We start from the raw sequence: 11,408 nt of genomic DNA, 5'->3' as shown, positions 1-11,408 counted from the left end.
TATATATTCAATTTTAGTCCGTTCAGGCCGACAACCTGTGAAAGCCTTGCGGAACCCTCTTGCCATGCGTAACAACCAGCCAGTCACCCAGCGCGAACGGACCTTCCCTGCCCAACAGCGCCTGATCTCCACCACCGACGCCAAAGGCGTGATCACCTATTGCAACGACGCCTTCGTCGAGATCAGCGGTTTTTCCCGTGAAGAACTGATCCGCGCGCCGCACAACACCGTGCGCCACCCGGACGTGCCGCAGGCGGTGTTCGCGCATATGTGGGCGACCCTGCGCCAAGGTCAACCGTGGATGGGTATCGTCAAGAACCGCTGCAAAAACGGCGACTTCTACTGGGTGAACGCTTACGTCACGCCTATTTTCGAGAACAACCAGGTGGTGGGCTACGAGTCGGTGCGGGTCAAGCCCACCGCCGAGATGATCCGCCGGGCCCAGAACCTGTACGAGCGCCTGAACCAGGGCAAACCCGCCGTGCCGCGCCGTGACCAGTGGCTGCCCGTGGTCCAGGATTGGCTGCCGTTCATCCTGGTCAGCCAGGTCGGTTTTGGCATTGGCAGCTGGCTAGGCACCTCCTGGGGCTTCGCCGTGGCCGCCGTGCTCTCGGTGCCGCTGGGCCTGGTGGGCCTGAGCTGGCAACAACGGGGCATCAAGCGCCTGCTGCGCCTGGCCGAACAGACCACGTCCGACCCTTTGATCGCGCAGATGTACACCGACAGCCGCGGCGCCCAGGCGCGCCTGGAGATGTCCATCCTGAGCCAGGACGCGCGCCTGAAAACCTGCCTGACCCGGCTGCAGGACACCGCCGAGCACCTCAACGACCAGGCCACCCAGTCCGACAGCCTGGCCCACAAGAGCTCCGAAGGCCTGGAGCGCCAGCGTGTGGAAACCGAACAGGTGGCCACTGCGGTCAACCAGATGGCCGCCACTACCCAGGAAGTGGCCAGCCACGTCCAACGGACCGCCGACGCCACCCAGCAGGCCAACCTGCTCACCAGCCAGGGCCGCAGCATTGCCGGGGAAACCCGCGAAGCCATCCAGCGCCTGTCGGTGGTGGTGGGCGAAACCGGCCACACCGTGACCCAGCTGGCCAAGGACAGCGATGAAATCGGCGGTGTGGTCGATGTGATCAAAGGCATTGCCGACCAGACCAACCTGCTGGCCCTCAACGCCGCCATCGAGGCCGCCCGCGCTGGCGAGATGGGCCGTGGCTTCGCGGTCGTGGCCGACGAAGTCCGGCAACTGGCGCAACGCACCAGCGAATCCACCGGGCAGATCCACGCCCTGATCGCCAAGCTGCAACAGACTGCCAGCAACGCTGTGCAGACCATGGACGCCGGTCACCGCCAGGCGGAAGAAGGCGTGGCGCGGGTACTGGAAGCGGACCAGGCGCTGGTGGGCATCAGCGAAGCGGTGGCCAACATCACCGACATGACCACCCAGATCGCCGCCGCTACCGAAGAACAGACCGCCGTGGCCGAAGAAATCAGCCGTAACATCAGCACCATCGCCCACCTGGCCGACCAGACCAGCGAGCAGGCGCAGAGCTCGGCGTTGCTGAGCGAGGAACTGACGCGCACTGCCCACAGCCAGTATTCGCTGGTGGAGCGCTTCAACCGCTGACCCACGCTGCCGGGTCACCGCCGCCGCATGGCGGCGGACCCGGCTGCGTCACAGGCGCCGCGATGCAGCCGGTACGCCGCGCGCGCCGCCTGGCCCGCTGCTGACGTCGGCCTGCAGAAACCCCGCCACCGCCTCCGCCGCCGCCTCCAGGTGCTGCTCATGGCTGAACCCCGACGCCTTCAACGGCTTCAGGTCATGGTCCCCTGCCACCAGCCAGCACAGCTCGATACGCTGGGATAACGTATACCCCTCGACCGCCAGGCGATTGCCCAACGCGTCCCGCTCGCCCTGGACAATCAGCGTGGGCGTGCGCAGCTGCGCCAAGTGTTCGGTACGCGGCTTCTCCGGCTTGCCGGCCGCATAGAACGGGTACCCCAGGCACACCAACGCATCGGCCCCCAGTTCGTCGGCCAGCAGGCTAGCCATGCGCCCGCCCATGGACTTGCCGCCAACGGCCAGGGTGCCCTGCACCCGCGGCTCTACCTGCTCGTACACCTGGCGCCAGCACTCCAGCAGCTTAGGCGTGGGGTTGGGCGGCCGCTTGCTGCCGTCAATTCGACGCTGGGCCATGTAGGGAAATTCGAAACGCACCACCCCTACCCCACGGGCGGCCAGCTTACCGGCCATCAGGTTCATGAAGCCGCTGTCCATGGGTGCCCCCGCGCCGTGAGCCAGAATCAGGCAGGCCACGGCCTGGCCCTGGGGCGGTGTCCAGAGCCAGCCGTGGTCCTGCGCCAGTGCGGCCAACTGATCTGCGTCAATGTGGCAACGTTGCGCCTGTTTCATGCTTTACCCACCCAAATAGAATCGTCCGCCATCATAACGAGTGGGCAGCGGCTTGTGGGCCAAGGGACAAGTCGCGCCGCAGGGGCTAAGCTCAAACGGATGACAAAGTGGGCTCGGCGAATGTGTTTCCGAATGTTCGAAAACGCGGCCGCCGTCGATTCCGGCAAGGCTCCCGGTTCGCTGGAGGGCCCGCCAGATGGACCTCGGAGCGCAGGCAATAATTGCTAGCCAAGATTGCTAGCAACCCTTGCATCGCCCCCACGCATTCTCCATACTGCCGCCGGTTTACAACCCTAATAACAACACCTAAACCGTGGACAACCAGCAATGAGCACAGCACTCGCTCCGACTGCGTACAACTACAAAGTGGTGCGGCAGTTCGCCATCATGACGGTGGTCTGGGGAATTGTGGGCATGGGCGTCGGGGTGTTCATCGCCTCGCAGCTCATCTGGCCACAACTGAACTTCGACCTGCCCTGGACCACCTTCGGTCGCCTCCGCCCCCTGCACACCAACTTGGTGATTTTCGCCTTCGGCGGCTGCGCGCTGTTCGGCACTTCGTACTACGTGGTGCAGCGAACCTGCCAGACGCGGCTGATCTCCGACGGCCTGGCAGCGTTCACGTTCTGGGGCTGGCAGGCGGTGATCGTCAGCGCCATCATCACCCTTCCGCTGGGTTACACCACCACCAAGGAATACGCGGAGCTGGAATGGCCGATCGCCATCCTGCTGGCGATTGTCTGGGTGTGCTACGCCATCACGTTCTTCGGCACCATCGTCAAGCGCAAGACCAAGCATATCTACGTCGGCAACTGGTTCTACGGCGCGTTCATCCTGGTCACGGCGATGCTGCACATCGTCAACCACATCTCGCTGCCGGTGAGCCTGTTCAAGTCCTACTCCGCCTACGCCGGCGCCACCGATGCCATGATCCAGTGGTGGTACGGCCACAACGCCGTGGGCTTTTTCCTCACCACCGGTTTCCTGGGCATGATGTATTACTTCGTGCCCAAGCAGGCCGAGCGGCCCATCTACTCCTACCGGTTGTCCATCGTGCACTTCTGGGCGCTGATCACGCTGTACATCTGGGCCGGCCCGCACCATTTGCACTACACCGCGCTGCCCGACTGGGCGCAGTCGCTGGGCATGGTGATGTCGATCATCCTGCTGGCGCCCAGCTGGGGCGGCATGATCAACGGCATGATGACCCTGTCAGGCGCGTGGCATAAGCTGCGCACCGACCCGATCCTGCGTTTCCTGGTGGTGTCGCTGGCCTTCTACGGCATGTCCACGTTCGAAGGCCCGATGATGGCCATCAAGACGGTGAACTCGCTGTCCCACTACACCGACTGGACCATCGGCCATGTGCACGCCGGTGCCCTGGGCTGGGTGGCGATGATTTCCATCGGCGCCGTGTACCACATGATCCCGAAACTGTTCGGCCGCCCGCAGATGCACAGCATCGGCCTGATCAACGCGCATTTCTGGCTGGCCACCATCGGCACCGTGCTCTACATCGCCTCCATGTGGGTGAACGGCATCACCCAAGGCCTGATGTGGCGTGCCATCAACGATGACGGCACCCTCACCTATTCCTTCGTCGAGGCCCTGCAGGCCAGCAAACCGGGGTACATCGTACGCGCCCTGGGCGGCTCGTTCTTCGCCAGCGGCATGCTGCTGATGGCCTGGAACGTATGGCGCACCGTGCGCGCGGCCACCCCCGAGGAAGCCGAAGCCGCCACCCGGATCGCCGTCGTGGGGGCTCACTGATGAAACACGAAACGCTGGAGAAGAACATCGGCCTGCTGGCCTTCTTCATGGTCATTGCCGTGAGCATCGGCGGCCTGACCCAGATCGTCCCGCTGTTTTTCCAGGACGTGACCAACAAGCCCATCGAAGGCATGAAGCCGCGCCCGGCCCTGGAGCTGGAAGGCCGCGACGTGTTCATCGCCAACGGCTGCGTGGGCTGCCATTCGCAGATGATCCGCCCGTTCCGCGCCGAGACCGAGCGCTACGGCCACTACTCGGTGGCCGGCGAAAGCGTGTGGGACCACCCCTTCCTCTGGGGCTCCAAGCGCACCGGCCCGGACCTGGCCCGGGTGGGTGGGCGCTACTCCGATGACTGGCACCGCGCGCACCTGTACAACCCACGCAACGTGGTGCCCGAGTCGGTGATGCCGGCCTACCCGTTCCTGGTGGAAAACCGCCTGGACGGCAAGCTGACGGCGCGCAAGATGCAAGTGATGCGTGAACTGGGCGTGCCCTACACCGACGCCGACATCGCCGGCGCCGAAGCGGCCGTCAAGGGCAAGACCGAAATGGACGCACTGGTGGCCTACCTGCAAGGCCTTGGCACCCTCATCAAAAGCAAACGGTGACGCACATGGATATCGGAACCATCCGAGGCCTGGGCACCGTCGTGGTGATGGTGGCCTTCATCGGCCTGGCGTTATGGGTGTTCAGCAGCCGGCGCAAGAAGGACTTCGACGAAGCCACCTTGCTGCCGTTCGCCGACGACCCCGACGCCATCGCCAAGGTAGAACAAGCCCAGGCGCAACAGCGCGCGTCCAGGAGTGACAAGCAATGACCACGTTTTGGAGTCTGTACGTAACCATCCTGACCCTGGGCACCATCGTCGCCCTGACCTGGCTGCTGTTTTCCACCCGCCGCGGCCAGCGCAGCGAGGCCACCGAGGAAACGGTGGGGCACTCCTTCGACGGCATCGAGGAATACGACAACCCCTTGCCCAAGTGGTGGTTCCTGCTGTTCGTGGGCACCATCGTCTTCGCCCTCGGCTACCTGAGCCTGTATCCCGGCTTGGGCAGCTGGACCGGGCTGCTGCCAGGCTACCAGTACCTGGACAACGACACCCAGAAGCAGTTTTCCGACGGCAAGACCGGCTGGACGGGCGCGCACGAATGGGAAAAGGAAATGGCCCGGGCCGATGCGCGCTTCGGCCCCATTTATGCCAAATTCGCCGCCATGCCCATCGATGAGGTGGCCAAGGACCCGCAGGCCTTGAAAATGGGTGCCCGGCTGTTCGCCAGCAACTGTTCGGTGTGCCACGGCTCCGACGCCAAGGGCGCCTACGGCTTCCCCAACCTCACCGACCAGGACTGGCGTTGGGGCGGCGACCCGCAAACCATCGAAACCACCATCCTCGGTGGCCGCCATGCGGTGATGCCAGCCTGGGCCGAGGTGATCGGTGAACAGGGCGTGGCCGACGTGGCGGCCTTCGTCATCGCCCAACTGGACGGCCGCCCCCTGCCCGAAGGCGCCAAGGCCGACGCCGCCAACGGCCAGAAAATCTTCGCCGCCAATTGCGTGGCATGCCACGGCCCCGAAGGCAAAGGCACCCCGGCCATGGGCGCGCCCAACCTCACCCACCCGCAGGCGTTCATCTACGGCTCCAGCTTCGCCCAGTTGCAACAGACCATCCGCTACGGTCGCCAGGGCCAGATGCCGGCGCAGGAACTGTTGCAGGGCAAGGACAAGGTGCACTTGCTGGCGGCGTATGTGTACAGCCTGTCGCATGGGGAAGCGAAAACAGCAGACGTGCAAGACTGACTCCTCGCACCAGATCGACAATGACCGCTGCGGCAAGTACCGAGGCGGCACACCGTGAGGCTCACTGATGAGCAAGCAGATTCCGCTGCACGACGTCACCCCGCCGCCCCCCAAGGGCGAGGGCGTCGACCTGTACGCCTCACGGGAGAAGATCTACACCCGGGCCTTCACCGGGGTGTTCCGCAACCTGCGGCGGGTAGGCGGGGCGTTGCTGTTCGCGTTGTACTTCGGCGTGGTGTGGCTGAACTGGGGCGGCCACCAGGCGGTATGGTGGAACCTGCCGGAGCGCAAGTTCTACATTTTCGGGGCCACGTTCTGGCCTCAGGACTTCATCCTGCTGTCGGGGATTCTCATCGTCAGCGCCTTCGGGCTGTTTTTCATCACCGTCTTCGCAGGCAGGGTGTGGTGCGGCTACACCTGCCCGCAAAGCGTGTGGACATGGATTTTCATGTGGTGTGAAAAGGTCACCGAAGGCGACCGCAACCAGCGCATCAAGCTGGACAAGGCGCCCATGAGCGCCAGCAAATTCGCGCGCAAACTGGCCAAGCACAGCCTGTGGCTGCTGATCGGCTTCGTCACCGGCATGACCTTCGTCGGCTACTTTTCGCCCATTCGCGAACTGGCGACCCAGTTCTTCACCGGCCATGCCGACGGCTGGGCGTATTTCTGGGTCGGTTTTTTCACCCTGGCCACCTACGGCAACGCCGGGTGGCTGCGCGAGCAGGTGTGCATCTACATGTGCCCTTACGCGCGCTTCCAGAGCGTGATGTTCGACAAGGACACCCTCATCGTGTCCTACGACCCGCGCCGGGGCGAGAAGCGCGGGCCGCGCAAGAAAGACGCCGACTACAAGGCCATGGGCCTGGGCGACTGCATCGACTGCACGATGTGCGTGCAGGTGTGCCCCACCGGTATCGACATCCGCGACGGCTTGCAGATCGAGTGCATCGGCTGTGCGGCGTGCATCGATGCCTGCGACAGCGTCATGGACAAGATGGACTACCCGCGCGGGCTGATCAGCTACACCACCGAGCACAACCTCAACGGCCAGCAGACTCACCCCCTGCGCCCGCGCCTGATTGCCTACGCAGTGGTGCTGCTGGTAATGATCGGCGTGCTGGCCACGGCGTTCATGACCCGCAGCCTGGTGGGCTTCGACGTCAGCAAGGACCGCGTGCTGTACCGCGAGAACGCCGAAGGCCGCATCGAGAATGTCTACAGCCTGAAGATCATGAACAAGGACCAGCGCGCGCACACCTACCTGATCGAAGCCAGCGGCCTGCCCGACCTGCGCCTGCAAGGCCGGAACCAGGTGCAGGTGGCGGCGGGCGATATCGTCAGCCTGCCGGCCGAATTGTCCGTGGCCCCGGAGCACCTGCCGTCGAGCACCAACGAGGTGCGGTTCAGCCTCCGGGATGTCGACGACGGCGATGTCCACGTGCAGGCCAACAGCCGTTTCATCGGCCCCCAAGTACGCTAAGGAATCCCCATGTTCAACGCCACGGCCACCGCCGCCACCCCCTGGTACAAACACCTCTGGCCCTGGATTCTGATCGGCATGCTGCTGTGTTCGGTGGCCCTGACCCTGTCGATGGTGACCATCGCCGTGCGCCACCCCGACAACCTGGTGAACGACAACTACTACGAGGCCGGCAAGGGCATCAACCGCTCGCTGGACCGCGAACGCCTGGCCCAGGACCTGCAGCAGCGCGCCGAAGTCAGCCTGGACAGCCTGACTGGCGAGGTCGACGTGCGCCTGAGCGGGCGCAGCCAGCCGGCGCAACTGACCCTGAACCTGATCTCGCCCACCCAGCCCGAGAAAGACCGGCGCATCGACCTCAACACCGCGGGTGGCGGCCGTTATGTCGGCCACGTGGTGGACAACGTCCAGGGCCGGCGTTTCGTCGAACTGCTGGGCGTGCAGGATGGCCAGACCTGGCGCTTGTTCGAGGAAGAACAAGTGGCGCCCGACAAACCCCTGGTGCTCGGCGATGAACCGCTGCAAGGCGCCGAAGACCTGCGCCGCTGACCGGCAAGCCGAGCGGCGCCCCTTGTGAACCCTATGAACACACCTGCCACCTGCTACCACTGCGCCCTGCCCGTTCCCGCCGGCCAGCGCTTCACCGCGACGGTGCTCGACCAGCCCCGCGCCTTCTGCTGTCCGGGCTGCCAGGCCGTGGCCGAAGCCATTGTCGCCGGTGGCCTGCAAAGCTACTACCAACACCGCGACCAGGCCTCGGCCAACCCTCAGGCGCTGCCCAGGCAATGGCCCGACGAACTGGCGCTGTACGACCGCGACGATGTCCAGCAACCCTTCGTGCACCTGCAGGGCGAACTGCGCGACGCTACCCTGATGGTCGAAGGCATTACCTGCGCCGCCTGCGGCTGGCTGATCGAAAAACACCTGCGCGCCCTGCCCGGTGTGGTCGAGGCCCGGTTGAACCTGTCCAACCACCGTCTGTTCGTGCAGTGGCACCCCGGCCAGCGCGCCCTCAGCGCGCTGCTCGGCGAACTGCGCCACATCGGCTATGCCGCGTACCCCTGGCAGGCTGACCGCGCCACCGAACAACTGGCCGCCGACAACCGCCGCGCCCTGCGCCAGCTGGGGGTGGCCGGGCTGCTGTGGTTCCAGGCGATGATGGCGACCATGGCCACCTGGCCCACCTTCAACCTCGACCTCAGCCCGGAACTGCACATCATTCTGCGCTGGGTGGCGATGTTCCTGACCACGCCCATCGTTTTCTACAGCTGTGCGCCGTTTTTCCGTGGCGCTGCCCGCGACATGCGTACCCGTCACCTGACCATGGACGTCTCGGTTTCCCTGGCCATCGGCGGCGCCTACTGCGCCGGCATCTGGACCGCCGTCACCGGCCAGGGCGACCTGTATTTCGACGCCGTGGGCATGTTCGCCCTGTTCCTGCTGGCCGGCCGCTACCTGGAACGCCGTGCCCGCGAGCGCACCGCCGCCGCCACCGCGCAGTTGGTCAACCTGCTGCCCCCATCCTGCGTGCGCCTCGATCCGCAAGGCATCGGTGAGCGCGTGCTGCTCAGTGAGTTGGCCGTGGGCGACCGGGTGCAGGTGCTGCCAGGCACGGTAATACCCGCCGACGGCCTGGTGGTGGAAGGGCAATCGAGCGTCGACGAGTCGCTGCTGACCGGCGAATACCTGCCCCAGCCGCGCCAGCTGGGCCAACCCGTCACCGCCGGTACACTCAATGTCGATAGCAGCCTGACCGTGCAGGTCAGCGCGCTGGGCCAGGACACGCGCCTGTGCACCATCGTGCGCCTGCTGGAACGGGCCCAGGCGGAGAAACCGCGCCTGGCGCAACTGGCCGACCGCGCGGCCCAGTGGTTCCTGCTGTTCTCCCTGGTCTGCGCCGTGCTGGTGGGCCTGCTGTGGTGGCACCTGGACCCGGACCGCGCCTTCTGGGTGGTACTGGCCATGCTGGTTGCCAACTGCCCCTGCGCGCTATCGCTGGCCACGCCTGCGGCTTTGACCACGGCCACCGGCACCCTGCACCGCCTGGGCTTGCTGCTGACCCGCGGGCATGTGCTGGAGGGTCTCAACCAGGTGGACACGGTGGTTTTCGACAAGACCGGCACCCTCACCGAAGGGCGCCTGCACCTGCACAGCATTCGCCCCCTGGCCTACTGGGACAGCGACCATTGCCTGGCCCTGGCGGCCGCGCTGGAAAGCCGCTCCGAACACCCCATCGCCCGTGCCTTCGGCCTGAGCCAGCAACCTGCCGAGCAGGTTACCAGCCAGCCGGGCCAGGGCCTGGAAGGTTGGGTGGACGGCCAGCGTCTGCGCATTGGCAACCCGGCGTGGGCGTGCGGCCTGGCAACCGTGCCGCCACCACGGGCACCCGATGCCCAAGGCCAGTGGCTGTTACTGGCGGACCACCAACGCCCGTTGGCCTGGTTCGGCCTGGACGACCGCCTGCGCGATGATGCACCCCAGCTGCTGGCCGCGTGTCGGGCCCAGGGCTGGCAGACCCTGCTGCTGTCCGGCGACAGCTCGCCCATGGTCCAGCGGGTCGCGAACCAGTTGGCTATCGACCAGGCCCAGGGCAGCCTGGCACCGGAGGCCAAGCTGGCCGAGCTGCAACGCCTGCGCCGCGAAGGCCGCACGGTGCTGGTGGTGGGTGACGGCGTCAACGACGTGCCCTTGCTGGCGGCCGCCGACATCAGCGTGGCCATGGGCAGTGCCACGGACCTGGCCAAGACCCATGCCGACGCGGTGCTGCTCAACAACCACCTGGGCACCCTGGTGCAGGCCGTGGCGCTGGCCCGTCGCACCCGCCGCATCATCATTCAGAACCTGGCCTGGGCAGCGGTGTACAATGGCCTGATGCTGCCCTTCGCCGCTGCCGGTTGGGTGACCCCGGTGTGGGCGGCGGTGGGCATGTCGATCAGTTCCCTCACCGTGGTGCTCAATGCCCTGCGCCTGGCGCGCACGCCCGCCCCGCCACGGCCGGCACCCGCCACCGTTGCCCCTGCCGAACCGGAGCCAGCATGCCCGCGCTCTATATCATGATCCCCGCCGCCCTGGTCATCGTCGCCATCGCCCTCTACGTGTTTTTCTGGGCCGTGGACAGCGGCCAGTACGACGACCTCGACAGCCCGGCCCACAGCATCCTGTTCGACGACCAGGACCCGATGCACCAGGCGGCGGTAAAACCACCCCGCGGTGAAGACAAGGCCCCGCCCGATGCTTGAATTGGCGCCACAACTGGCCTCGGCGCTGGTGCTGGGCCTGCTGGGTGGCGGCCATTGCCTGGGCATGTGCGGCGGCCTGATGGGCGCCCTGACCCTGGCCATCCCCGCCGAGCAGCGGGGCCGGCGCCTGCGCCTGCTGCTGGGTTACAACCTGGGCCGCATCCTCAGCTACGCAGCCGCCGGCCTGTTGCTGGGCCTGGCCGGCTGGGCGCTGGCCAACAGCCCCGCCGTCACGGCCATGCGGGTAGCCGCGGCGCTCTTGCTGATCGCCATGGGCTTGTACCTGGGCGGCTGGTGGAGCGGGCTTACCTATATAGAGCGCGCCGGCCGCGGCCTGTGGCGCCGGGTGCAGCCGCTGGCCGGCCGGCTGCTGCCGGTCAGCAGTTTACCGCGCGCCTTGTTGCTGGGCGCGCTATGGGGCTGGCTGCCCTGCGGCCTGGTCTACAGCACCTTGCTGTGGGCCGCCAGCCAGGGCAATGCCGGCCACAGCGCCCTGCTGATGCTGGCCTTCGGCTTGGGCACCTGGCCAGTGCTGCTGGCCACGGGGCTGGCGGCGGAGCGCACGCGCCAGCTGTTGCGCCGGCGCGGGGTGCGGGCCGCGGCGGGCCTGCTGGTGGTCTTGTTCGGCCTGTGGACACTGCCTGGGCCCCACCAGCACTGGCTGATGGGCCACTGAAGGCCTTTTGATGCACATCAATACCCCTTG

11 protein-coding genes are annotated in these 11,408 nt (G+C 66.1%); 10 read left to right on the top strand and 1 reads right to left on the bottom strand.

The features are described from left to right. Nucleotides 1-64 precede the first annotated feature (64 nt). Nucleotides 65-1,630 carry a methyl-accepting chemotaxis protein gene (locus HWQ56_RS08085; protein ID WP_158152635.1) on the top strand — a complete coding sequence of 522 codons (1,566 nt, stop codon included), beginning with the start codon at nt 65-67 and terminating at the stop codon, nt 1,628-1,630. Nucleotides 1,631-1,678: 48 nt separating this feature from the next. Here the strand turns inward: HWQ56_RS08085 and HWQ56_RS08080 are convergent, their stop codons facing one another. After that, nucleotides 1,679-2,416 (bottom strand): alpha/beta family hydrolase, encoded by a 738-nt coding sequence (locus HWQ56_RS08080; RefSeq protein WP_176570163.1) that lies wholly within the window; start codon nt 2,414-2,416, stop codon nt 1,679-1,681. Nucleotides 2,417-2,743: 327 nt separating this feature from the next. Here HWQ56_RS08080 and ccoN point away from each other — a divergent pair, with 327 nt between their 5' ends. The 9 genes from ccoN to HWQ56_RS08035 all read left to right on the top strand — a co-directional run bounded on the left by ccoN (nt 2,744) and on the right by HWQ56_RS08035 (nt 11,378). Next, complete coding sequence (ccoN, locus tag HWQ56_RS08075) at nt 2,744-4,186, top strand: cytochrome-c oxidase, cbb3-type subunit I (RefSeq protein ID WP_158152637.1); 1,443 nt, start codon at nt 2,744-2,746, stop codon at nt 4,184-4,186. Then, nucleotides 4,186-4,794 (top strand): cytochrome-c oxidase, cbb3-type subunit II, encoded by a 609-nt coding sequence (gene ccoO / locus HWQ56_RS08070; RefSeq protein WP_158152638.1) that lies wholly within the window; start codon nt 4,186-4,188, stop codon nt 4,792-4,794. Before ccoN ends, ccoO begins: the two co-directional genes overlap by 1 nt. Before the next feature lie 5 nt (nt 4,795-4,799). Continuing rightward, nucleotides 4,800-5,003 carry a cbb3-type cytochrome oxidase subunit 3 gene (locus HWQ56_RS08065; protein ID WP_158152639.1) on the top strand — a complete coding sequence of 68 codons (204 nt, stop codon included), beginning with the start codon at nt 4,800-4,802 and terminating at the stop codon, nt 5,001-5,003. Continuing rightward, entirely contained in the window at nt 5,000-5,983 is a 984-nt protein-coding gene (ccoP, locus tag HWQ56_RS08060) for a cytochrome-c oxidase, cbb3-type subunit III (RefSeq protein ID WP_158152640.1), read from the top strand. Before HWQ56_RS08065 ends, ccoP begins: the two co-directional genes overlap by 4 nt. Before the next feature lie 67 nt (nt 5,984-6,050). Then, on the top strand, nt 6,051-7,463 hold the full coding sequence (gene ccoG / locus HWQ56_RS08055; protein ID WP_158152641.1) for a cytochrome c oxidase accessory protein CcoG: 1,413 nt from the start codon (nt 6,051-6,053) through the stop codon (nt 7,461-7,463). A 9-nt stretch (nt 7,464-7,472) separates the two neighbouring features. Beyond that, on the top strand, nt 7,473-8,012 hold the full coding sequence (locus HWQ56_RS08050; protein ID WP_158152642.1) for a FixH family protein: 540 nt from the start codon (nt 7,473-7,475) through the stop codon (nt 8,010-8,012). A gap of 33 nt (nt 8,013-8,045) precedes the next feature. Then, nucleotides 8,046-10,520, top strand: a complete 2,475-nt coding sequence (locus HWQ56_RS08045; protein WP_176570162.1) for a heavy metal translocating P-type ATPase — start codon at nt 8,046-8,048, stop codon at nt 10,518-10,520. Then, entirely contained in the window at nt 10,499-10,702 is a 204-nt protein-coding gene (gene ccoS / locus HWQ56_RS08040) for a cbb3-type cytochrome oxidase assembly protein CcoS (protein ID WP_158152644.1), read from the top strand. The genes HWQ56_RS08045 and ccoS overlap by 22 nt, the downstream gene beginning before the upstream one ends. Further along, on the top strand, nt 10,695-11,378 hold the full coding sequence (locus tag HWQ56_RS08035; protein WP_158152645.1) for a sulfite exporter TauE/SafE family protein: 684 nt from the start codon (nt 10,695-10,697) through the stop codon (nt 11,376-11,378). Before ccoS ends, HWQ56_RS08035 begins: the two co-directional genes overlap by 8 nt. Nucleotides 11,379-11,408 lie beyond the last annotated feature (30 nt).

Origin of the sequence: Pseudomonas eucalypticola (assembly GCF_013374995.1) — a bacterium.
Lineage (GTDB): Bacteria > Pseudomonadota > Gammaproteobacteria > Pseudomonadales > Pseudomonadaceae > Aquipseudomonas > Aquipseudomonas eucalypticola.
This window is presented reverse-complemented; position numbering and strand designations above follow the sequence as displayed.

Coding starts and splice junctions, on each gene's coding strand:
- HWQ56_RS08045 (WP_176570162.1), top strand. CDS start 8,046: ATGAACACACCTGCCACCTGCTACCACTGCGCCCTGCCCGTTCCCGCC.
- ccoP (WP_158152640.1), top strand. CDS start 5,000: ATGACCACGTTTTGGAGTCTGTACGTAACCATCCTGACCCTGGGCACC.
- HWQ56_RS08050 (WP_158152642.1), top strand. CDS start 7,473: ATGTTCAACGCCACGGCCACCGCCGCCACCCCCTGGTACAAACACCTC.
- ccoO (WP_158152638.1), top strand. CDS start 4,186: ATGAAACACGAAACGCTGGAGAAGAACATCGGCCTGCTGGCCTTCTTC.
- HWQ56_RS08085 (WP_158152635.1), top strand. CDS start 65: ATGCGTAACAACCAGCCAGTCACCCAGCGCGAACGGACCTTCCCTGCC.
- ccoS (WP_158152644.1), top strand. CDS start 10,499: ATGCCCGCGCTCTATATCATGATCCCCGCCGCCCTGGTCATCGTCGCC.
- HWQ56_RS08080 (WP_176570163.1), bottom strand. CDS start 2,416: ATGAAACAGGCGCAACGTTGCCACATTGACGCAGATCAGTTGGCCGCA.
- ccoG (WP_158152641.1), top strand. CDS start 6,051: ATGAGCAAGCAGATTCCGCTGCACGACGTCACCCCGCCGCCCCCCAAG.
- HWQ56_RS08035 (WP_158152645.1), top strand. CDS start 10,695: ATGCTTGAATTGGCGCCACAACTGGCCTCGGCGCTGGTGCTGGGCCTG.
- ccoN (WP_158152637.1), top strand. CDS start 2,744: ATGAGCACAGCACTCGCTCCGACTGCGTACAACTACAAAGTGGTGCGG.
- HWQ56_RS08065 (WP_158152639.1), top strand. CDS start 4,800: ATGGATATCGGAACCATCCGAGGCCTGGGCACCGTCGTGGTGATGGTG.